23 protein-coding genes are annotated in these 23,434 nt (G+C 40.1%); 21 read left to right on the top strand and 2 right to left on the bottom strand.

The window, feature by feature from the left end; translation table 11 throughout:
* Nucleotides 1–248: 248 nt before the first annotated feature.
* From yycF to IW510_RS17890, 16 genes are all read left to right on the top strand, one after another.
* Entirely contained in the window at nt 249–953 is a 705-nt protein-coding gene (gene yycF, locus IW510_RS17965) for a response regulator YycF (protein ID WP_086347305.1), read from the top strand.
* Between the two features lie 7 nt (nt 954–960).
* Nucleotides 961–2,790: a cell wall metabolism sensor histidine kinase WalK gene (walK, locus tag IW510_RS17960; RefSeq protein WP_202061954.1), complete on the top strand. Its 1,830-nt coding sequence runs from the start codon at nt 961–963 to the stop codon at nt 2,788–2,790.
* Nucleotides 2,787–4,088 (top strand): YycH family regulatory protein, encoded by a 1,302-nt coding sequence (locus tag IW510_RS17955; protein ID WP_202061952.1) that lies wholly within the window; start codon nt 2,787–2,789, stop codon nt 4,086–4,088. The genes walK and IW510_RS17955 overlap by 4 nt, the downstream gene beginning before the upstream one ends.
* A complete protein-coding gene (locus tag IW510_RS17950; protein WP_202061951.1) occupies nt 4,088–4,957 on the top strand; it encodes a two-component system regulatory protein YycI in 870 nt (289 codons plus the stop codon). Before IW510_RS17955 ends, IW510_RS17950 begins: the two co-directional genes overlap by 1 nt.
* Before the next feature lie 51 nt (nt 4,958–5,008).
* Nucleotides 5,009–5,815 (top strand): MBL fold metallo-hydrolase, encoded by an 807-nt coding sequence (locus IW510_RS17945; protein ID WP_202062019.1) that lies wholly within the window; start codon nt 5,009–5,011, stop codon nt 5,813–5,815.
* A gap of 189 nt (nt 5,816–6,004) precedes the next feature.
* Nucleotides 6,005–7,009 carry a lipid II:glycine glycyltransferase FemX gene (locus tag IW510_RS17940; RefSeq protein WP_202061950.1) on the top strand — a complete coding sequence of 335 codons (1,005 nt, stop codon included), beginning with the start codon at nt 6,005–6,007 and terminating at the stop codon, nt 7,007–7,009.
* A 296-nt stretch (nt 7,010–7,305) separates the two neighbouring features.
* The gene (locus IW510_RS17935) at nt 7,306–8,007 is read left to right on the top strand and encodes a DUF554 domain-containing protein (protein WP_202061949.1); all 702 of its coding nucleotides are present in this window, start codon (nt 7,306–7,308) and stop codon (nt 8,005–8,007) included.
* A 251-nt stretch (nt 8,008–8,258) separates the two neighbouring features.
* Entirely contained in the window at nt 8,259–9,287 is a 1,029-nt protein-coding gene (argC, locus tag IW510_RS17930) for an N-acetyl-gamma-glutamyl-phosphate reductase (protein ID WP_202061948.1), read from the top strand.
* A gap of 13 nt (nt 9,288–9,300) precedes the next feature.
* Nucleotides 9,301–10,494: a bifunctional glutamate N-acetyltransferase/amino-acid acetyltransferase ArgJ gene (gene argJ / locus IW510_RS17925; RefSeq protein ID WP_202061947.1), complete on the top strand. Its 1,194-nt coding sequence runs from the start codon at nt 9,301–9,303 to the stop codon at nt 10,492–10,494.
* Nucleotides 10,495–10,514: 20 nt separating this feature from the next.
* Nucleotides 10,515–11,267 (top strand): acetylglutamate kinase, encoded by a 753-nt coding sequence (gene argB / locus IW510_RS17920; protein WP_202061946.1) that lies wholly within the window; start codon nt 10,515–10,517, stop codon nt 11,265–11,267.
* A complete protein-coding gene (locus IW510_RS17915) occupies nt 11,264–12,418 on the top strand; it encodes an acetylornithine transaminase (RefSeq protein WP_202061945.1) in 1,155 nt (384 codons plus the stop codon). Before argB ends, IW510_RS17915 begins: the two co-directional genes overlap by 4 nt.
* A complete protein-coding gene (gene argF, locus IW510_RS17910) occupies nt 12,411–13,346 on the top strand; it encodes an ornithine carbamoyltransferase (protein WP_202061943.1) in 936 nt (311 codons plus the stop codon). The genes IW510_RS17915 and argF overlap by 8 nt, the downstream gene beginning before the upstream one ends.
* A 202-nt stretch (nt 13,347–13,548) precedes the next feature.
* The gene (locus IW510_RS17905; RefSeq protein WP_086347317.1) at nt 13,549–13,818 is read left to right on the top strand and encodes an IreB family regulatory phosphoprotein; all 270 of its coding nucleotides are present in this window, start codon (nt 13,549–13,551) and stop codon (nt 13,816–13,818) included.
* Nucleotides 13,815–14,240 carry a Holliday junction resolvase RuvX gene (gene ruvX, locus IW510_RS17900; protein ID WP_202061941.1) on the top strand — a complete coding sequence of 142 codons (426 nt, stop codon included), beginning with the start codon at nt 13,815–13,817 and terminating at the stop codon, nt 14,238–14,240. Before IW510_RS17905 ends, ruvX begins: the two co-directional genes overlap by 4 nt.
* A 505-nt stretch (nt 14,241–14,745) precedes the next feature.
* The gene (locus IW510_RS17895; protein WP_202061939.1) at nt 14,746–15,042 is read left to right on the top strand and encodes a DUF1292 domain-containing protein; all 297 of its coding nucleotides are present in this window, start codon (nt 14,746–14,748) and stop codon (nt 15,040–15,042) included.
* Nucleotides 15,043–15,451: 409 nt separating this feature from the next.
* A complete protein-coding gene (locus IW510_RS17890) occupies nt 15,452–15,742 on the top strand; it encodes a DUF1292 domain-containing protein (protein WP_202062018.1) in 291 nt (96 codons plus the stop codon).
* 407 nt (nt 15,743–16,149) lie between these two features.
* Here IW510_RS17890 and IW510_RS17885 read toward each other — a convergent pair whose 3' ends face one another.
* Entirely contained in the window at nt 16,150–16,527 is a 378-nt protein-coding gene (locus IW510_RS17885; RefSeq protein WP_202061937.1) for a hypothetical protein, read from the bottom strand.
* Between the two features lie 210 nt (nt 16,528–16,737).
* Nucleotides 16,738–17,571 (bottom strand): AraC family transcriptional regulator, encoded by an 834-nt coding sequence (locus tag IW510_RS17880; protein ID WP_202061935.1) that lies wholly within the window; start codon nt 17,569–17,571, stop codon nt 16,738–16,740.
* Nucleotides 17,572–17,728: 157 nt separating this feature from the next.
* Between IW510_RS17880 and IW510_RS17875 the strand changes: the two genes are divergently transcribed.
* From IW510_RS17875 to IW510_RS17855, 5 genes are read left to right on the top strand one after another with little or no spacing between them, the layout of a single operon-like run.
* Entirely contained in the window at nt 17,729–19,012 is a 1,284-nt protein-coding gene (locus tag IW510_RS17875; RefSeq protein WP_202061933.1) for an ABC transporter substrate-binding protein, read from the top strand.
* Nucleotides 19,013–19,022: 10 nt separating this feature from the next.
* Entirely contained in the window at nt 19,023–20,858 is a 1,836-nt protein-coding gene (locus IW510_RS17870; RefSeq protein ID WP_202061931.1) for a DUF2264 domain-containing protein, read from the top strand.
* Between the two features lie 19 nt (nt 20,859–20,877).
* The gene (locus tag IW510_RS17865; protein WP_202061929.1) at nt 20,878–21,984 is read left to right on the top strand and encodes a glycoside hydrolase family 88 protein; all 1,107 of its coding nucleotides are present in this window, start codon (nt 20,878–20,880) and stop codon (nt 21,982–21,984) included.
* 34 nt (nt 21,985–22,018) lie between these two features.
* Nucleotides 22,019–22,390, top strand: coding sequence for a hypothetical protein (locus IW510_RS17860; protein ID WP_202061927.1), 372 nt, complete (start codon nt 22,019–22,021; stop codon nt 22,388–22,390).
* 50 nt (nt 22,391–22,440) lie between these two features.
* Complete coding sequence (locus IW510_RS17855) at nt 22,441–23,340, top strand: carbohydrate ABC transporter permease (protein ID WP_202062017.1); 900 nt, start codon at nt 22,441–22,443, stop codon at nt 23,338–23,340.
* The last annotated feature ends 94 nt before the right edge of the window (nt 23,341–23,434 follow it).

The following is a 23,434-nucleotide window of genomic DNA, read 5'->3' as shown; positions in this document are numbered from 1 at the left end:
ATGCACCGATTCTTTTTTTTATTACTGATAGAGAAGGTGCTTGTAAAATTAATAGCTCGCCCCCTTCTTACTGTTTCTTTTAAGAAAATAGGAATAAAATAGAAAAAGAAGGAGAAAGAGTTCTGCGGTTCTGCTCCCATCAATCAATAAAATCAGCAAGCAAAGATGAAAGACTGGATAAAATAAGGTATAATGTAAAACAACAACGAATACTAAAAAGTAGAATGAAGAAAAAGAGGTGCCTCTTTATGAAAAAAATATTAGTTGTAGACGATGAAAAGCCGATTTCAGAGATTGTCAAATACAATCTTGTCAAAGAAGGGTATGAAGTGTTCACAGCCTATGATGGCGAAGAAGCTTTGGAAAAAGTAAAAGAAGAAGAACCGGATCTCGTTCTGTTGGACTTGATGCTTCCTAAGATAGATGGGTTGGAAGTAGCCAGAGAGATTCGAAAAACATACGATATGCCGATTATCATGGTGACTGCGAAGGATTCTGAAATCGACAAGGTTCTTGGCCTTGAGCTGGGTGCAGATGACTATGTAACAAAGCCGTTTTCTAATCGAGAGCTAGTTGCACGTGTTAAAGCAAATCTCCGTCGTGGTGTAGCAAGCGTGAAGGAAGCGGAAGAAGCTGTACCTTCTGAGCTGACAATTGGTGATTTAACCATACATCCGGATGCCTACATGGTTTCTAAACGTGGGGAAAAAATCGAACTGACACATAGAGAATTTGAGCTGTTGTTCTATTTGGCAAAACATATTGGTCAGGTTATGACAAGAGAGCACTTGCTTCAGACCGTTTGGGGCTATGACTATTTTGGTGATGTAAGAACCGTGGATGTGACTGTTCGTCGTCTACGTGAAAAAATCGAAGATAATCCCAGCCATCCGACTTATCTGGTTACCAGACGCGGTGTTGGCTACTATTTAAGAAACCCTGAACAGGAGTAATTGAACTATGAGAAAAAAGGTTAACTTTTTTCAGTCTGTCAATTTTAAGATTGCTATTTCATTTATATTGCTGCTTGTGATCGCAATTCAGATCATAGGCGGCTATTTTATCCGCGAGCTGGAGACAACAACGATTACTGACTATAAAAATAATGTTGATCGTCAGGTGACCCAGCTGGTGAACGTTTTGAGCAGTCCGTTAAGCAGCGAAGACAAGGAGCGAACAGAAATTGATTCGGACTTGAAACGTTTGTTAAGCAGCTATTCCAATAGTGAGTTTTTGGAAGTCCGTGTGATTGATGATAAAGGAATTGTTCGGGCAACCAGTGATTTGAACTTGCAGGGAGTCGTAGGGAAGAAAAATGAATATGCGGATTTAAACAATTTGACCAGCAATAAATATGCGGCTGTAGAAAGTGGTAAACGAGTATATATCAACATACAGCCAATCTATTCCCCGACTGGTGATGCAGTCATTGGCGCTGTTTTTGTTAAAAGCAACATCGAAAGTAAATATGAAGAAGTAACAAATATTGCGCGGATATTTTTCACAGCCTCATTGATTGCCGGTATTATTTCGGTTATCGTGACGCTGTTGATTTCCCGTTCAATTACACAGCCGATTGGTGAAATGAAGGAGCAGGCGCTGAGAATTGCACGTGGAGATTATAGTGGGAAGGTAAAAGTATACGGAAAAGATGAACTGGGACAGCTGGCGGAAACCTTTAATCAGCTGAGTGAACGAGTCGAAGAAGCCCAGGAAACGATGGAATCGGAACGTAACCGTTTGGACAGCGTACTGACCCACATGACTGATGGCGTTGTCGCTGCCGATCGTCGAGGGAAGGTCATTACGATTAATGAAATGGCCACTACGCTTCTCAATGTGAAGGCGGAAGAGGCGATTGGAATGTCGTTGCTTGAGCTGTTGGATATCGACCAGGACTATACGCTCAGAAAGCTGTTGGAAGAACCTGACGAGCTTCTTATTGACCGATCACAATCCATCGAAGAAGCGGATCAAATGATTCTAAAAGTGGATTTTGCCATGATTCGTCGTGAATCTGGTTTTATTACCGGTCTGGTTTGTGTTCTCCATGATGTAACAGAGCAGGAAAAAAATGAACGTGAGCGTCGTGAGTTCGTATCCAACGTTTCTCATGAGCTGCGTACGCCGCTAACGAGTATGAGAAGCTACATTGAAGCATTAAATGAGGGGGCTTGGCAGAATCCGGAGGTTGCCCCTGATTTTCTTAGAGTCACCCTAGAGGAAACGGATCGAATGATTCGGATGATTAATGACCTATTGAATCTGTCACGAATGGACTCAGGGAATTCTGAACTGCAATTGGAATACGTCAACTTTAATGAGCTGATTAATTTCGTTTTAGACCGATTTGATATGATGGTTGAGAGTAATGATAAGAAGTTTACCATCCGCCGTGAATTTACTAAGCGGGATCTTTGGGTAGAGCTGGACCCGGATAAAATTATTCAGGTTTTAGATAATATCATGAATAATGCGATTAAATACTCGCCTGATGGTGGGGAAATTATTTGTCGTTTGCTGGAAACCCACAGCAATGTTGTTTTCAGTATCAGTGACAATGGACTGGGAATACCGAAAAAGGATATCAATAAGGTATTCGAACGCTTTTATCGGGTAGATAAGGCGAGAGCTCGAGAACAAGGCGGAACAGGTTTGGGGTTGGCAATTTCCAGAGAGGTAATTAAGGCTCACAATGGTTCAATCTGGGTTGAAAGCAAGGAAGGCCAAGGCTCAACATTCTATATTTCGCTGCCTTACGAGCCGTATGAGGAGGTATGGTGGGAATGACGTTTTTAGAAAAATTGATTCGACCGGGGTTAATCGCAATGATTCTCCTCAGTCTGTATTTCTCTTGGTCAATCTGGGTCAGCCCCTCTAATAAAGAAACACTCAATCAAGGTGAGACCAAAGTCACTACGACTATTAAGGAGCGGACCAGTCAGGAAACCTTTGCCCCAATTCGTCTGATTCGAATGGAGGAAACAGGTATGAGCCTGACCGCCAGCGAGAGCCTAATCAGCTCTGTACAAAAGCAAATTAGTGAAAGTGAGTTCGGCTCGCTTTCTGTTGTTGTTAATGGAGATGTAGAAGCTTTCAATCGTTATTATACAGAACGCTCAGGATTTGAGCTGATGTATGAGGGGCGTTTCCTACTTTCAGAGTATTTAAAGACATACGGCATTAAGTTGGGTGAAACGGATGTTTCAATGGATCAGGCCTATTTTAATCGATTGCAAGTTGACTATTCTGAGAAGAAGCTGTTTTTCTTTGATTTTGCCAACAAAATTGTCTATGAAACAAGCATCTCTCTTGAACGCTCGGTGGTTGAACCGTTACTTAAAAAAGAAGGGTTGACCTACTTCGATGTCGCTGAACAATCCGAGCTTGCAGATAAGTCCTATTATATGGTGACTGGTCTGAAGCTGAAAAAATATAGTTATATATTGGCTTCTCAACCAATTACATTGTTTAGGAATGCTTTCTTTAGCGATACAGAGAATATCCAAACCAATGAAGACAGTGCTGATATTTCTTATACGAAAGGCTCTGAAAAGCTGACTGTTAATGAGCTGGGAACGGTTCATTTTAGCGGAAGTTTAAGAAATGATTCTGATGAACAAAATATTTATTCAGACAGCTTCAGTTATGTGAAGAAGATGGGCGCGAATATTGGGAATTTACGCTACTTCGACTCTTCGGATGGAACAGTCAATTACCGAACGTTTGTTGAAGGATTTCCTGTGTTCAGTGAAAGTAATCGTGGGCAAGTAAAGGTCTCTGTAACCGGACGTAATTCAGAACATCCGAAAATAGCGATTGATGCGAGCGTTGATACGATTCAGGTACCGATTCCTTCGGAGGAAGAGGTGGTCTTAAAGGATTCAACCGATTTATTGGCTACACTGGCAGCATATGGTGCAGATGATACAGAAATCAAATCGATTATTATTGGCTACACATGGCAAAGGTTGGAAGAAACCAAGCAGGTAGTAGATTTGACTCCTGAGTGGTATATTTATTACCGTGACCAGTGGTATCCGGAACGTGAGTTGCTGGAAAAACTTGCGAACTGGGAGGTGCAGTAATGGATTTTAAACGAATCGAGTGGATTTTCTTTTTAGTGTTTTTAGGTGTCAATATTTTTCTATTCAGTATTTATCGTGAAGGGCTGCAAGATGAAAGTAACGTTTCGTACTCTGATCGGACAGAAAGCTTGGAAAAACGCCTAGAAAAAGAAAATATTGAGCATAAAGGGACGTTTTCTACGAATCAAATAGAGGGTTATTACCTCAGCGGTGAAAAATCCAATTTCTATGAAGTTATCCAACAAAAACGAATCGACCAAGGGGATAATAATCTTTTTCGTTACAATACAGATATTATTGAGAATGGAATGATCCGTTATCCATCTTCGAACTACTACATTGATCCAAAAAATGTAGAGACAACATTATCTGAATTCTTGGCGAATCCCGAAAATGTTTTGTATGGAAACGAATATGCGTATCTTCCTCAATTTTCTAACCTGACAGGTGATTTTCCTGAAGTCACAGTTTCTCAGGTTTATGAAGGAATTGCTTTCAGGGATGACAGTGCGGAGATTTCATTGTCCTTAGAAAAGCATGAAACGGATGAGCTTTTTAAGATTGTCAACTATACGCAATACCATGTTGAGAACCTTGAAAAATTAAGAGAAAAATCTACTTTATATACAGAGCGTGAGGCAGTAGAAACGCTTTACATCAATAGTAAAATTCCAAGTAATTCAACGATTACTTTCTCAAAGCTGGCCTACAGCTGTATCTATCAGATTAGGGAGAAAAACGTGTATGTTCCGGTTTGGTTCATCGGGATATCCTCCAATGAAAAGACGTTGCAAATTGAGCAGGTTAATGCAATGAGCAATACGATAATTACAAATAATACAGTTACCAGGGTGGAAAATCACGGCTGATGATTGTATAATAGGGTGCTGTAAGGAATAGAAATGAAGGGAAGCGTAGAGATGGATCAGGAAAACACATTTAATGTCAGTGTGCTTGCCAGCGGCAGTACCGGCAATTCCCTTTTTATAGAAACAAAAGAGAAGAAGATACTGGTAGATGCCGGGTTAAGCGGAAAAAAAATCACGTCGTTATTGGCGGAGGTAGGACGTAAGCCGGAGGAATTGGATGCAGTTCTCGTAACACATGAGCATCGAGACCATATCCATGGTGTTGGTGTCTTAGCTCGGAAATATAAGCTGGATGTTTATGCCAATGAAAAAACATGGCAGGCGATGGACCCTATGATTGGGAATGTTGCCCTTGAACAGAAGCATATTTTTGAAATGGGTAAAGTGCTTACGATGGGAGACGTAGATGTAGAAAGTTTTGGTGTATCTCACGATGCAGCAGCGCCTCAATTTTATCGTTTCCATAAAGACAATAAATCATTTGTTATTTTGACTGATACTGGATACTGCAGCGACCATGTCCGCGGAATTGTTCGTGATGCAGATGCGTATTTGATTGAAAGCAACCATGATTTGGGCATGCTTCGAGCTGGAGCGTATCCTTGGAGCTTGAAACAGCGCATTCTTGGAGATCAAGGTCATCTTTCCAATGATGATGGCGCACTGGTTATGGCTGATGTTATTGGGCCGAATACCAAGCGTATCTATCTTGGACATTTGAGTAAAGAGAACAATATGAAAGAGCTGGCTCAGATGGCGATGGAGTCAATCCTGACCGAATATGGTCTGGGTGTTGGGCACACTTTTAACGTCTATGATACCGATCCGGAAGCTGCGACTGAGCTTTTTTCAATATAGCTGTCGGAGCTGTTAACAATCAATCTGAAGAAAAATATGAGCTTCCTGACGATTCCATGTCAGGGGCTTTTTGTATACCTGCATATAAGCTGGCTTTCTTTATCTCATAAATACAGCAGCAACGCCTTTAAGGTAGATTTAAGCATGCACGTGTATCGTAATCTCTGGATAACAGAGGAGTGGATACAAATGCCAATTATTAATAGTGAAGATAAAAAACGAATGAAAGAATACAATCAATTTATTCGAAACGCCAATTATGGATCAATCACTCAAGAAACAGGCTGGAGCCGTGTCAAAGATAACTGGGAACCGTTGTATGTGTACTTGGAAGAGAACGAGACAATTGTTGCTGCGATGTCGATTCTGATGATTAAAAATGTAGGCGATAAAAGGTTTGCCTACGCAAGCAAAGGGCCCGTAATGAAAGAGCCGTCTATTGACTATATTCAGCGATTAGTTCAAGAAGCAGAGGAAGAGTTGAAAAAAAGAGACGTTTTTTTGCTGAGAATGGACCCTGAATATGAGTATACAGAAAGCTTAAACCAGCAGTTGGAGGATACTGGTTTTGTGGTACGAAACAGGGAGCTTAGCGGCAAAGGAACCATTCAACCAAGATATAACATGGTTGTGAACTTAAAGGATAAAACTGAGGAAGAGGTTTTAGCTGGCTTCTATGGAAAAACAAGGTACCGCATTCGCTATGCAGAGAAGAATGGCTTGGAAAGTAAGCTATCCTCCAACCAAGAAGACCTGGAAGTTTTTTATAAGCTGTATGTAACAACCAGCGAACGACATGGGATTTCTTATCGACCTTGGGCGTATTTCCAACGGTTGGCAGATACATTCTTAGCAACTGGCCGTATGAAAATCATCATTGTCTCAATTAGTGGCGTACCGGATGCGGGAGGCTTATGCTTTTTGTCCGGTAAAAAAGTCTGGTATATGTATGCAGGAAGTACCCATGAGAATCAAGTGTTGATGGCTCCTTATTTGGTTAATTGGGAAGGGATTAAGTGGGCGTTGGCTGAAGGACGAGAAGGCTATGATTTCGGCGGCGTCTTCGCATTGAGTAATGAAGATGGTCTGTTCCAGTTCAAAAATGGTTTTGTCCGTCCGAGTGAGCCAACAGAATTTATCGGTGAAATTGATAAGGTGTATGACCAAGCAGCCTATGAGCGTTTTCTTGCATGATTTCCAGTCCTGCAACGAAGACTCTGAAAATTTTGGAAGATACAATAGCTTTTCAACAAATTGCAGTCATTTCTGAAATTATTTTGGAGCTATTTGAAAATAACATGCTATAATAAGAAAACTGAGAGTGAGACGTGCGTCGTAACAAAGACTCGTTTCACTCTTTTATAATGAATCAATCATGGAGGTAAAGGAACTGAGGGCAGCTATTGTTTTACAGGTGAGCTATAGGAATGCGCTTTGACAGCATTATAAACACCTAAGCATTGAGCGTGTTCAGTCTCTGAGGGAAAAGTATGATTTTATTAGGGTCAATCGTAAATGCTGCAGCTATTGTCGTCGGGAGCTTAGCAGGAGCTGTTTTACGAAATTTGAGTGAAGAAACAAAGGATACCGTTACAAAAGGGATTGGCTTAGGTGTCATTGCATTGGGAATCCAGATGTCGTTTAAAGCGGATTCGTTTATTCTCGTGTTGATTAGCTTATGCTTAGGCGCGATGATTGGTGAATTTGCTAAAATAGAAGATCGGATGAATCAGTTTGGCTTGTATCTTGAGAAACGTTTTGCAAAATCAGGAAGTAATTTCGCAGAAGGTTTTGTGACTGCTACGCTGATATTTCTTGTTGGATCAATGGCGATTATTGGTGCAATTGAAAGTGGTGTCTCCGGGAATCATCAAACACTGCTGACTAAATCGGTAATGGATGGTTTTATGGCTATTATGCTCACTGCCACACTAGGTGTTGGGGTGCTCTTTTCTTCTATACCGGTTCTTCTATACCAAGGCTTGATAGCTGTAGGAGCCAGTCTGCTGATGGGCTATGTTCCTGAGGCATTGCTGGATTTACTGATGGCTGGAATCAGTGGGATTGGCGGGTTGATGATTTTGGCTATTGGGCTGAATATCGTGGGCTTGACAAAAATCAGAGTATCGAACTACCTGCCGGGAATCATTATTTTGGTTCTCTTAATAGTAGGACAGTATTATTTCTTTTAATCTTGAAAAAAATCAGTCGGCTAGTAAAAAAAAGAGTGGAGCGTTTTCGAATTGAAAATGACTGCTCTTCTTTTTTTATGCATAAAAAAACGATTATCAGTTGATAATATTCATTTTTTTTCGAGTATAATGCATATTTTTTCTATTTTTGCTCATAAATTAATAAAAAACCGTTGACTTCATCTGATTATGAAACTATAATGTGAAAAACGTTTCTTTTTTATGAAAAGAAAATGAAGAGGTGAAAATTGATGAAGGTTTCTATTATTGGAGCGACTGGCTATAGCGGATTAGAGTTGATTCGCTACTTATATAATCATCCATCAGTTGAAATTGTTTCTATACACAGCCAGACAGAAAAGCAGCCGATAGATAGTGTGTATCCGTATCTCAAGGGCTTGCTGTCACTATCGTTGGAGCCGATAGACGTAGAGAAGATTATGGCACAAAGCGATTTGGTCTTTCTGGCATTGCCCTCAGGAGTATCCAAAGATGTCGCTGTTCCATTTGTAAAAAGCGGTTTTCCGGTAATTGATTTATCAGGAGACTTTCGTCTGAGGGAAAAAGGGGCTTATGAGCAATGGTACAAAAAAGAAGCGAAGCATTACCCTCTGATTGACTCCTTTGAGTATGGGTTAGCAGAGTACAGGCAGGATGTTTCTAAACCTTTTATCGCGAATCCTGGTTGTTATGCAACTGCGGCAGAGCTCAGCTTTGCTCCACTGCTTCAAGAAGAGCTGATTGATCTAAACTCGATTATTATTGATGGAAAATCAGGTCTGTCCGGAGCGGGGAAAGCATTGTCTCAAGCTAGTCATTTTACTGAGGCAAATGACAATATGAGTGTCTACAAAATGAATGAGCACCAGCACATTCCGGAAATCGTTCAGCAATTTCAATGCTGGGCACCGAAGCTCAAAGGTATCCAATTTACGACATCATTGATTCCGGTAACGAGGGGAATTTTTATGACATCGTATGGAAGACTTAAGAATAAGCTGAAGACAGAAGAGCTTATCCATCTTTATCAAACACATTATGAAAAGAAACCGTTCGTCCGTGTGCATGAAAAGAATAGTTATCCTGTCTTGAAGCAGATTATCGGAACGAACTTTTGCGACATTGGTCTCTCTGTTAATGAGCAGACAGACATAGTTACACTTGTTACAGTGATTGACAATTTAGGGAAGGGTGCCGCAGGTCAAGCAATTCAGAATTTGAATCTTTTTAGTGGGTTTTCTGAAAGCGAAGGGCTGTTACAGGTACCAATCTATCCATAGGGAGAAAGAATGTATGAAAATAATCAACGGGACAATTGCAGCACCAGCAGGATTTTACGCGGACGGCTTTCACAGCGGATTAAAGCGTAAACGAAAAGATATCGGATGGATTTATTCAAAGTATCCTGCACAAGCGGCGGGAGTATTCACGACTAATGCAGTTCAGGCTGCACCAATTCAAGTAACAAAGGGAGCACTTGCTTCCGATACTATACAGGCAATAGTTGTTAATTCGGGAAATGCTAATGCCTGTACAGGAAAAAACGGAATTCTTCATGCACAGGAAATGCAACGTTTAGCAGCCGAAAAGCTAAGTATTCCAACGGATGCCGTAGCCGTAGCGTCAACAGGAGTCATTGGTCAAGAGCTGCCAATGGGCAAAATCAAGAAAGGAATTCTTGGACTATATAAAACGGAGGGGACGCCTCAAAGCTTTCATGAAGCTATTTTGACCACTGACACTCGGACCAAGGAAATCGTCGTTGAGGGAACAATTGGAGGAACGAAGGTAACGATGGCGGGCGTTGCTAAAGGTTCTGGGATGATTCATCCCAATATGGCAACCATGCTGGCTTTTATCACGACAGATGCAGTGATTGAAAAGTCTTTACTCCAAGAAGCCTTAAAGAAGGTGACCGATAGAACCTTCAATCAAATAACTGTAGACGGTGATACTTCGACAAATGACATGGTTCTGCTTCTTGCCAACGGCGCTGCGGGTCATTCAGTCCTTCAAAAAGAAACAGCAGACTACGACGAATTTACAATGATGCTCAGCGTAGTGATGGAAGAACTGGCAAAAATGATTGCTCAAGACGGCGAAGGCGCCACCAAGCTGATTGAAGCCAATGTCATTCACGGAAAGGATCAACTGACTGCCAGAATGATTGCCAAAAAAATTGTTGGCTCTTCCTTAGTGAAAACGGCTATGTTTGGTGCTGATCCTAATTGGGGCAGAATCATTTGTGCGATTGGTTACGCAGACCCGTCCATCAATCCTGAAAAGGTTAATATTTCGATTGGTGGTTTGCCGGTTCTATTGAATAGTCAGCCGCAGAGCTTTGAAGAAATGAAGATGAGAGAAATCCTCGTACAGGATAAAATTGTTATTACTGTAGATTTACAAGAGGGAACCGGAAAAGGAACTGCCTGGGGCTGTGACCTAACTTACAAATACGTGGAAATTAATGCGTTATACCATACTTAAGACAGAGAGGTGTTATTCAATTGGAGGAACTGATTGTTATAAAAATAGGCGGAGCAGCAGGCGATTGTTTGACAGAGTCGTTTTTTAAAAAAATTCATGAATGGAGAACTGAAGGAAAAAAAATCATCATTATTCATGGCGGTGGTCATTATATTTCTGAGATGATGAGCCGTTTGAATGTACCTGTCTGTCATAAAGCTGGCTTGCGTGTGACAACCTCGGAGGTATTGAAAATTACGCAAATGGTCTTGATTGGTCAGGTGCAACCATTGATTACCTCACGTTTTCAGCAACAGAATCTTTCAGCAGTAGGACTGAATGCTTCAAGTAATGGCATCATAGTGGGTGATTATTTGGATAAGCAGACATTGGGACATGTCGGACAGGTTACCGAGGTTCGTACAGATTTGCTGATTGATTTACTTGAGAAAGGGTATATCCCAATCATTGCCCCGCTTGGAATGACTAAATCAGGAAAGTGGCTGAATATCAATGCAGATGATACTGCCTGTCACGTGGCTTCGGCATTGAAAGCAGAGGCGTTATATCTTTTAACTGATGTTGCCGGAATTATGAAGGACAGCTGTTATCTGGAAGAAGTTTCTTTATCGGAGATTGACGCTCTAATTGATGAGCAGGTTGTTACCGGTGGAATGATTCCAAAAGTAAAAAGCGCAGAAGCGGCAATTCATGCCGGTGTAAACGGTATTCATATCACAGACGATATTTTGAAAAAAGGTACAGTAATACAGGGAAAGAAGGTGCTGGTATGACAAAGCTATTTCCAAATTATAGCCGCAGAGCAGTGGAATTTGTTGCAGGAGAACAGAATTATTTGATTGATTCTGATGGGAAAAAATATCTTGATTTTACCAGTGGAATTGGTGTGATGAATCTAGGCTATAATCATCCGCAGCTCAATCAGGTTTTAGAAGAGCAAGCCAGCAAAATTTGGCATACTCCAAACCTGTATGAGAATAGCCTTCAGGAAACTCTGGCAAAGCAATTGGCTGGCGATCAAGACTATTTAGCCTACTTCTGCAATAGCGGGGCTGAAGCAAATGAGGCAGCTATCAAGCTCGCCCGCAAAACAACAGGGAAAAGCAAAATCATCACGTTTGAGCAATCCTTCCACGGCAGAACCTTTGGTGCGATGAGTGCAACGGGGCAGGCTTCGATTCACGAGGGTTTTTATCCTTTGCTGCCGGAATTTGTTTATGTTCCTTATAATTCTTTAGATGAGCTGAAGCGAGAGCTGGATGGAAATACAGCAGCAGTAATGCTTGAGTTGGTTCAAGGTGAAGGTGGAGTGATTCCAGCTGATAAAGATTGGATTCAGGAACTCGTTGCACTGTGTGAGAGCAATGGCACGTTGGTAATTGTAGATGAAGTTCAAACAGGAATCGGAAGAACTGGGACATTTTATGCGTCAGAGGCTTATGGTATTGAACCGGATATTATTACTTTGGCAAAAGGGTTGGGCAATGGATTCCCTGTCGGTGCAATGCTTGGTAAAAGCAAATATGCTGGTGCCTTTCAGCCTGGGAGTCACGGATCAACCTTTGGCGGAAATAAGCTGGGGATGGCTGTAGCTGGAAAAGTAACCGAGCTCATTCGACAGCGGGATTTTTTAAATGAGACAGCGAAGAAGGGCGCAGCTGCTCTTAGTCAGCTGAAAGACAACCTTTCTGAGCTTCCGATTGTCGTTGACATACGAGGTACTGGCTTGATGATTGGCATTGAGCTATCAGAAAGTCAGCTTGTAGGTGCAGCGATCGATAAGCTGGAGGAAAATGGCGTTATCGTATTGAAGGCAGGTTCGTCCGTTTTACGTCTGCTGCCGCCGTTGACAATGAACGAAACTGAATTATCAGAAGGAATAGAGAAAATATGTCAAGTATTGGAGGAGTTAGCAGATGTCTGACACACTTTTAGGAAAAAGTATTTTAAATTTAACGGAATTGACAAAAGAAGATTTTCACGAAATTATTCACTTAGGGATTGCGATGAAGCAGAATCCTAAGGCTTATAACACAGCATTATCCGGAAAGATTTTGGCAATGATTTTTGAAAAAAACAGCACTCGAACGCGCGTGTCATTTGAAGCTGGTATTATTCAATTGGGTGGACAGGCGATTGTCTTGGATAGTAAAAATACTCAGATGGGCAGAGGAGAGCCAATCAAGGATACAGCGAATGTCATGTCTTCTTATGTTGACGGTATCATGATTCGGACATATTCTGATGAGATGGTTCATGAACTGGCAGAGGAGGCCTCCATTCCGATTATTAACGGTCTAACTGACAATCATCATCCTTGCCAAATTTTAGCAGATTTTATGACGATTTATGAACATAAAAATACCTTAGAAGGGCTTAAGCTGGCATATATAGGCGACGGTAATAATATGGCGCATTCCTTTTTGATTGGCGGTAGTATCGTTGGTATGGACGTTACAATTGCTTCACCGGCCGGTTATGAGCCGAAGGTTGAGTTTGTCCAGCTGGCAGAAGAAATTGCAGAGAAAACAGGAAGCAAAATTGTTATAACAGAGGAGCCTATTGAGGCGGTAACAGAGGCTGATATCGTTGTGACAGATGTCTGGGCAAGCATGGGAAATGAAGCCGAGCAGAAAGAACGAGAAGCTGCTTTTCATGGGTATCAAGTGAATGATACTTTAGTAGAGCATGCACAGGATGATTATATCTTTTTGCACTGTTTACCGGCTCACCGAGAAGAAGAAGTGACCAGTTCAGTCATTGATGGCGAGCATTCTGTTATTTATCAGGAAGCTGAAAACCGTCTGCATGCACAAAAGGCATTAATGGTAAAAGTAATGAAAGAGCAATAACCGTTCTATTTGATTATTCCTTGTTTTTTAATTGAAAATTTTCGGTTTATTTCGACACAGAATGTCTTGTCTTGATTGGATGAGGCATTTTTTATGTGAAATTGTTTAAATTAGTTATAGGTTTCTGAATTTTTATTTGTAGTTTCAGGCACTTTCTAGTAGAATGAAAGTGTATGAATAGAAAGAAAAGAGGTGTAGATAAATGGGTTTTACAGATGAAACAGTACGATTTGACTTTGATGAAAGTCGCAAGAAGGAAGTAAGTGAGACTCTAGCTACCGTATATCGAGCATTAGAGGAGAAAGGGTATAACCCGATCAACCAAATTGTGGGCTATTTACTTTCAGGAGACCCGGCCTACATTCCTCGCTATCAAGATGCGCGGAACTTGATTCGCCGTCATGAGCGTGATGAAATTATGGAAGAGCTTGTAAAGCATTATCTGACAAGTTATGGTATTAATCTTCGATGAGAACCATAGGATTGGATGTCGGCTCTAAGACAGTTGGTGTAGCTGTCAGCGATCTTCTAGGTTGGACGGCTCAAGGTATAGAGATTATCCGTATCAACGAAGAGAAGCAGGAATTTGGTTTTGACCGTCTGGGAGAACTACTAAAGGAATATGAAGTGTCCAAGGTCGTTGTCGGATTGCCAAAAAATATGAATAATTCTATTGGTCCAAGAGCGGAAGCTTCAATGGCTTATGGTAAACAAATAGAGGAGCTGTTTCAACTGCCGGTTGTTTATCAGGATGAACGACTGACAACTGTTCAAGCTGAGCGAATGCTCGTAGAACAGGCAAATGCCTCTCGTGCTAAGCGGAAAAAAGTAATTGATAAAGTGGCTGCGGTCATGATTTTACAAAATTACTTAGACAGTGTCAGCAACAAGTAGGCGGAAAAGAACTGCTTGAAGTACCGATAAAAAATCTGTTATTTTTGCTGTTTTTGAGTATTTATGATAAAAACAGCTTAGGAGCAGGATAAAGATAAGCAATTGGTTAGTACAGAAAAAGAAAAAATATTATTAAGAGAAAGTTGACAATGACTTGGAAACTTTCTAAAGCGACTAAAAGGAGAACTATTTCTCTTTTGAAGGAACATCTAGAGAAATAGTTATCGGACCACCAAAAAAAGAGAAAGTTGACAATAACTTGGCAACTTTCTACAACGACTAAAAGGAGAACTATTTCTCTTTTGAAGGAATATCTAGGGAAATAGCTATCGGACCACCAAAAAAAGAGAAAGTTGACAATAACTTGGCAACTTTCTACAACGACTAAAAGGAGAGCCATTTCCCTTTTACCAAGAATGCTAGGGAACTGGACATCGGACCACCCAAAAAGAGAAAGTTGACAATAACTTGGCAACTTTTTACAACGACTAAAAGGAGAGTAACAATGACAGAACATAATCATGAAGGACATGAACATATTACTTTAGTAGACGAACAAGGGAATGAAACGCTTTATGAAATTCTATTGACTGTTGATGGTCAAGAAGAATTCGGCAAAAACTATGTACTTCTTTACCCAGCTGGCGTACCTGAAGATGAAGATGTTGAGCTGCAAGCATATGCTTACATCGAAAACGAAGAAGGAACAGAAGGCGAGCTTCAGCAGATTGAAACAGATGCTGAGTGGGATATGATCGAAGAAGTCTTCAATACGTTCATGACTGAAGAAGAAGAGAAATAAAGGTATTGAAGCCAAGTCCTTGATATGTGAGGACTTGGCTTTTTTTTATTATTTTCTTGGAATGATAATAATCCGAGTGGTTTAGAAAAAAAGTGTTGTATCAACTCTTTTCTTTAAAATCTTGGGACAAATGACTATATGTGATTATGGTTATTAATGAATAAAATTACAGTAGAAGTGTATTAGGCATTGATAGGGTGGTTTTTAACTATATTTGTAGGTAAAATATAGTTAAGTTCATCTAAAGGAGAAGTATATGAATAAATTTTTTATGGGTAATTTAATTGTTTTCAGTTTTTTATTATTGGTTGGTTGTTCAATTAAAGATAAGAATGGTTCATCAAGTGAAGTCTATTTATCAAGTGCTGATTCTCTAAAGAATAAACCTGAGAAAGATGATGATTTATCAATGGAGAGTAATCAGTATCGTGAAGTAAATGAAGAAATTATTTTAATTGATATAAAAGGAAATGAGGTATTATACGAGATTTTACTAACTATTGACAGGCATGAAGAGTTTGGAAAAAATTACATATTGGTTCATCCCGTAGAAAGTCCTAAAGACGAAATAGAATTAGAAGCTTATAGTTATGTTGAAAATAAAGATGGTACTAAAGGAAGCTTACAGGAAATAGATACTGATGCTGAATGGGATATGATTGAAGAGGTTTTTATTCAATTTATGGATGAAACGGAATAGTTTTTTTAGCTGAGGTAATAGGGGGTGTCTGAAAACTTAGGCGGCGAATAGCTTGATGATTTTTACAGACCTCATCGTCATAAAAGCGCTCTAGGATTAATGCTCTGTTTTCTCGTGCAAGCACTCGTCACAGTTGGCCTATGAGTGTCTCGAGAATCAAAGTGAAATGAGACTTGTAGAGACACTATAACGCAGCTTATGAACCACATAAGCTGCGTTTTTTCCTTGATTTCAATAAAAATCAAGTGGATTTTGACTATCATTCATGAGTGAAGAAGAGGAGTAAGAAAATAGAGGTAGAACCCTTGGTGCGTATGGGTTCTACCTCTATTATTTTTGGTTAATACTATATTAGTGAAAACTACACTGTTTTTATTGTAAGGTCAACCTACTGTGCTCCAACTAATTCAAAGAAGGTTCGTTTTTGGTAAGCTTTTATTCTTTATCTTAAGAATCACTGTCGATAATATCGGATTAACGATACCATAGAAGAACAGGAATAGGGTAGCTATGTCTGCTAAAAGATCCCCTTCGTTGTTAGGCGCATCTCTAAAAATATAAAAGACAGCTGCCCAAAAAAGGAAGCATGCAGAGAGTGGCAGCATCAACACAATAGAAAAGGTTGCCAATCCTCGCCTTGCATAGTATAGAGAACTATAGAACAGAAGCATAACAAAAAGAAGTCCAAGTGATAGTTTGGGGATACCAAAGAAAAACAGAAAAAATGCAATGATATTAATAAAAATTGATAGTGCATACAAATATTTATTTGTCGTTAACAACATACCAACACTCCTTTAAGGCATAATTATATCATAAGGAGAATATGAAGGTTGAAAAATTTTCTGCTTATGAGTATCAGTCAATAGAGGCAGATTGTGTTGGTAGATTCCAAAAAAATAGAAAGGAAATCAGAGTCTAGTGAGAATTTCTTACTAGGCTTTTTCTTTATTCGTATAAGCACTTTTTCTGGATCATTTATAGCACAGTCCCTTTTAAATATGCTCTTTGAAACTCTTTGCATACTGTTTTGGTGTGACACTTGTAATCTTTTTAAAGGTGCGAATGAAATTGGAGTAGTCATTAAAGCCGGAAAGATAACAAGTATTCAAAACATCTTTTCCGTTTTCCAGATGTTTTTTAGCAGCTGAAATTCGACTTAAAAGGATATAGTGATAAATACTGCTGCTCAATTCTTTTTTGAAAATTCGATTTAGATAGATACCGTTATGAGAAAATTTTTGAGCCAACATGTCGACGGATAATTCAGAAGAATCAAGATTTTCTTGAATAAAAATAAGCATGTTTTTCACTAACTCTGGTAAGTGACTATCCAAAAGTGCCTCTTCACTGTTAGCCGCACAGCGATTGGCATAGAGGAGAATTCGAATCAGCATGGAAGACATTTCTAAATCGTGCCCATAGCTAGAAGGAGCATTGTATTCATTGGTCAATTCTTTCATTAATCCTATCATATGACGTAGTTGATTTTCTGAAAGCTGAATCAATGAGATTCGTTCATTGAAGGTTTTCAAAAGAGAAGTTTTTTCCGTAGATAGAACTTCTGCAAATTTGTTGGAAAAGTGTATGGAGATACGTTCATACACCGCATCTGATAAAAGCTTCGGTCCGTGGATTTGATTATTATTGATAAATAGTAAATGGCCAGGTTGCAGTTCAATCGCTTTCCCATCAATAAAATAACGAACCTCTCCTCTAATGAAAAGAAACAGCTCCAAATGATTATGAAGATGAAGCTTGATTTTAGGCGAATCAACATTGTAATAACAATCAATTTTCTTATGAAAATGCTCAATTAGATACTCCATTGATATAGCTCCTCTATAAGTTTGTTTTTGCATGTTTTTATGTTTAAAAACGCAAAGAAAGCGCTTTTAATTCGTATTATAATCACATTGTAAAGTAAAAAAAGTAAAAGTCAAAGAGTTTTTCAACAGCTTTTTGATGGAAAAGGGGATTATTAAGATGAAAAAATTTCTGAAGCTCGCAGTATTGTCTACCTTGTTTATCGGTGTCTTATCAGGAATGACCGCTTGTGGCAAAGGTGGAGAAGAAGGCAGTAAAACCGCTTCTAACGAATTGTCTGTTGCCGCCTGGGCGTATGATGCTAATCCGGAGTTCAAAGCAATGGTCGAAGCGTTTGAAAAAGAAAATGAAGGGGTGAAAATCAAAATTGTAGATATTGCTGCGGATCAATATGAAGACAAAGTAACTACGATGCTCTCTGCGGGGGATTCGACAGATGTGTTAGCAATCAAAGGGGTCGGTAGTTACGTCAATTATGCAACTAAAGGGCAGCTGTTGGATCTTTCCAAGGATGCTGAGAATATTGAGGAGTCGGAGAACTTCAAAGGGAATCTTGAAGGCTATCAGCTTGATGGGAAATACTACGCATTACCATTCAGAAAAGATATTTATATGCTCTTTTATAATAAGACACTCTTTGATGATAAGAAAATCGCTTATCCGGAAAATTTGACTTGGGATGAATATGAAGCATTGGCGAAACAGCTAACAACTGAAAAAGATGGTGAAAAGGTGTATGGAACATATCATCATACGTGGTATCCAATTTTGCTGTGTACGGCTGCTAATCAAACGGATAGTTCTTTATTGGATGGAGACTACAGTTTCACCAAAGAATATTTGGATCGCTGGATTCGTTTGCAGGATGAAGGATATGCAATGGACTATTCATCAATAAAAACAGCCAGTGTGACCTATGCCTCTCAATTTGAAACGGAAAAAACTGCCATGATGCCAATGGGTAGCTTTTATCTAGGCAAGCTGTTGAATGCTGCCAAGGAAAACCGGACAACTGTTGAGTGGGGGATCACCTCAATGCCGCAAAATGAAAAAGGCGAGGTAAGCACCTACGGCGGACCTTCAGGGTTTGCTGTGAACAAAGGATCAAAAAATCCTGATTTGGCTAAAAAATTTGTTAGCTTCTGTTCTGGCGAACAAGGAGCAAAAGCAGTTGCAGGAATTGGTATGACACCGGCGTACCAATCAGAAGAAGTTATGAATGTACTATATGAGCTTGAGGGAATGCCTCAGGATGAAGAAAGCAAGCGGGCGCTGAATCCAGATAAAAATGGTTGGGAAATGCTGCCAGATCCAAAAACGGCAGAAATTAATTCAATTATTAATGAAGAATATGATTTGATTATGGTTGAAGATAGCTCAGTGAAAAATGGAATCGACGCATTGAACAAGCGTACGAAGGACGTGCTGAAGGAAGATAATTGAGGGGGAAAAGATGAAATCAGTTAGTTACTCAGTCATGGAAACAAAAGAAGAATTTAGAGGTGCTTTTCAGAAAATTGTTCAGCCCGCAATCGAGGCACTAGACCCGGAGCATCCGGGATTGCTGAATATTGGTTCTGCAGGAGCGATATATAGCAAAAAAACTCGTGAGGCAGAAGGATTTCTACGACTATTATGGGGCTACGGCCCCTTCTATAGCCAAAGACCAATAGATGCTACCTTTACTAAGCTGATGAATGGAATCTGTGAGGGCGTTAATCCGGCATCACCGGATTACTGGGGGAAGATTGGTCATGTGGATCAGCTGATGGTGGAAATGGCTCCACTCGCAGTTTTCTTAATTATGAATAAAGAAAAAGTGGAATCGACAGTATCAGAGAAAGAACATAAGCAAATAATTGCTTGGATGAATCAAATAAATGCCTTTGATACGGCTCAAAACAACTGGTTATTTTTTAGAATCTTAGTCAATGTTTGCCTGTACAAAAATTATGGAATGGATACCTTCGCTCAAATTGAAAAGGATTTTGCCAAGATTGAAACCTTTTATTTGGGAAACGGTTGGTATTATGACGGTGTTAAGGTTCAAATTGATTACTATATATCTTTTGCGATTCATTATTATTCGCTCTTGTATGCTGTTCTATTTGCAGAAGAAGATCCACAGCGCAGTTTACAGCTGAAAAAACGGGCTGCAGAATTTGCGGAGACCTTTCAGCATTGGTTTGATGATGAAGGGCGAGGCATTCCTTTTGGAAGAAGTCTGACTTATCGCTTTGCTCAAAGCTCATTTTGGTCAGCGATGCTGTTTGCTAAAGTAGAAGGCTTTGATCCAAAAAAATCAAAAGCACTGTTGAGTAAAAATCTAGCTTTCTGGCTGTCTCAGGATATTTTTTCTTCTGAGGGACTACTTCGAGTGGGGTATTGTTATGATGATTTGGTGATGTCTGAGGAATACAATGCACCTGGTTCGCCTTATTGGGCGTTGAAGGCCTTTCTGGTTTTGGCGCTGCCGGAAGAGGACCCAATCTGGTCATTGAAAGCGACTATTTCGGATTCTACAGCATCAGCGGATCATACCCTAATTAAAGAAGCAAGAATGCTGTTGCGAAAAAGTTCTGATGGTAAAGAGGTTCAGGCTTTTCCCGTTGGTCAATTCGTCGAGCTGCATACACATGGAGAAGCTAAGTATGGAAAATTCGTTTATTCTACATTGTTTGGCTTCAATGTATCTAAAGGACTTGTTGGTTATGAAAAGGGGGGCTTTGACAATGTGCTCGCAGTTTCCGAACGAGATAATTTTTATCGTGTCCGAACGACATTTGAAAACTACCGGACAGAAAACGCATATGTTGCTGTATCTTGGAAGCCGTGGAAAGATGTCCTAATTCAATCATGTATTATTCCCTTTGGTCAATGGCATTTTCGGATTCATAAGATTAACAGTCAACGAGAGTTAAATGTTCGTGATGGTGGTTTTTCAGTTCCCTACGATGGCGCGGAAACCATACAAGTCCAGCAAACAGAAGCACATTGTTTCTTAGATTCAGCAATTGGCGTTTCCGGCGTGGTGAATCTGATCGGTCAAGGGCGCACAGGGATTTCAGCTCGTTTGGCTAATGTAAATGTGCTGTATAACAATGTCGTGTTTCCCTACCTAAGTCAGGATATTTCTAAAGGAGAAACAATGATTTGTACAGCTTTTCTAGGTGATGGTCAGAAGAGGACAAAAGAGGTAGAGGATTTACCGGAAGCTGTTATTTCAGGAAATAGCGTAATCCTGACTGTGGGAAAAGATGAGCAAACAATTGAATTGCCGTTTACTTGATAACTAGAGGGAGAAAATAATGGAAAAAATTGATGAATACTTAGATAGAATTACCGCAAAGGTGTTAAGCGAGTGTGCAAGAAATGAGGGCAGTATCCCATATATTCCGGAAAATGGGCGATACACAGATATGGGACAGGAAGATATCGCTTGGTGGACCAATGGATTTTTTGGAGGGGTGCTATGGCAGCTTTATCATTACACGGGAAAAGAGGAATTAAAGGCACACGCTGAACAGATTGAAACAAAACTGGATCAAGCGTTGGAGGAATTTATTGATTTGCATCATGATGTTGGTTTTATGTGGCTTCATACGGCCGTAGCGAATTACCGGAAAACCGGAAATGAGCAATCGAAAGTTCGAGGCTTAAAAGCCGCCGCCGTTTTAGCTAGCCGATTTAATAGTAACGGTCAATTCATTCGCGCGTGGAATGAGGATAAAACGGGTTGGATTATTATTGATAGCATGATGAACATTCCGCTACTCCACTGGGCAACAACAGAGCTTGATGATCCGCGGTTTAAACAGCTTGCAATTGCTCATGCAGATACGGTTCAGCAATATTTGATTCGTAAGGACGGTTCATCTGCTCATATCGGCAGCTTCAATCCGGAAAACGGTGAATTTATTGAATGGATTGGCGGGCAGGGATATAGCAGTGACTCGGCTTGGTCCCGAGGTCAAGGCTGGGCAATTTACGGGTTTGTACTGAGCTATAAGCATACAGGAGATATAGATTATTTGAATACAGCTATTCGAGTTGCAAATTATTTTCTTGCAAGCTCGTCACAAACAGCTTATGTCCCTGCGATTGATTTTAAGGCGCCGGTGATTGAAGAGGATACGGATACAAGTGCAGCGATGATTGCTGCCTGCGGTCTGATTGAGCTGAGTCAGACATTACCCAAAGAACAAGGGAAGGTCTACAAGAAAGGGGCTGTGCGCATGCTGACAGCTGTTTTGGAAGCGTATACCGATTTCTCAACGGAAACAGATGGTTTGGTACGCGGCGGTGCTGTTGATTACCATAGCAAAGAAGGAAAGAATGTTGGACTGGTCTATGCAGATTATTTTCTGATTGAAGCATTGTTGAAGCTAAAAGAAGCTGAAATGGACCTTTGGTAATTCAGGCTTAAGCCATGGAGAGGAGGGGAGCAACATGAAAAACTATCGATTATTACTGATGCTTATGATTGTCTTCCTTTCCTCTTGTGGCAATCAGGAGCGTATACACTCTTTTGACCGGCAGGTGGAAGAACAAGCGTCAAAAATATACAAACCGTACGCTGCAGAATCTTTTCAAAATGGAGAAATACCGCCCAATACACTTGTTCAGATTCGCGGAACTATCACAGTGACAGATAATGCTGATGGTCGGTCCATCAAAAAAAATGACCGCTTCATCTTGGAAGCTGAAGGAGAACGTTATCAAGTAATCAATGGTTCTGACAGTGAGTGGACATTATTAGAGTGTGTAACGATTTATGGAGAATATTACGGCTTTATCAAAGCAGAGGAAATAAAAAAATGAACTTTAGTAAGGAGGGACATGTCTAAAGCATAGCTTTGGCATGGGAAGCAATGGAGTCTGCAAAACAGCATCATTCTAAAAGCTTAAAAAGAAAAAATTTATTAACCGCTTATTCGTTTATTGCACCAAATTTTATCGGTTTTTTCATATTCACATTGATCCCTGTTGTTTTTTCATTAATTTTGGCATTTATGGAATGGGATTCATTTTCAGCACCAAAGTTTGTTGGTCTAAATAATTTTATAAAAATGATTGGGGATGAAACATTCTGGATTTCCTTCAAAAATACAATACTGTATACAGTAGGTGTTGTACCGTTGACCTTGCTATTTTCATTAGGACTGGCTATCCTATTGAATCAAAAGGTTAAAGGAATGAAATTTTTCCGAACGGCTTTCTTTTTTCCATATGTCACATCATTAGTGGCAATTGCCGTTGTCTGGAACATGCTGTTTCATCCAACTATGGGACCAATCAATCAGTTTTTGAAGCTGATTATTGATAATCCTCCGGGCTGGACCTCTAGCTCTCAGTGGGCATTGTTTGCAATTATTCTTGTTAGCGTCTGGCGGGGGATGGGTTATTATATGATTTTATATCTGGCTGGCTTACAGAGTATTCCGAAAGAGCTATATGAGGCTGCTTCAATGGATGGTGCAACGAAATGGAAGCAGTTCATGAACGTAACTCTGCCTTCGTTGAAGCCAACAACCTTCTTTGTAACGATAATGCTGGTAATTAACTGTTTCAAGATATTTGATTTGGTTCAGGTAATGACAGCTGGTGGTCCTGGAAGATCCACCAATGTACTCGTCTATACTATTTATAACGAAGCCTTTGTAAAATTCAATTTTGGCTATGCTTCAGCGATAGCACTAGTGTTATTCATTATTGTTTTGACAATTACAGTTGTTCAGTTTAAATGGAATCAAATTCAGGAGAGAGCGTAGTGGAAGGAGAGGAGCGAGATGCAAATGACTGCAGAACCAAAAGCGATGACCACGCAGGAAAAACAACGAAAAAAGAAGAGTGGAATTGTTAGAA

The organism is Enterococcus sp. BWR-S5, assembly GCF_016745255.1.
In the GTDB taxonomy this organism is placed as follows: domain Bacteria; phylum Bacillota; class Bacilli; order Lactobacillales; family Enterococcaceae; genus Enterococcus_L.
The sequence above is the reverse complement of the archived record's forward strand: the minus strand, read 5'-3'. Positions and strand labels throughout refer to the sequence as shown.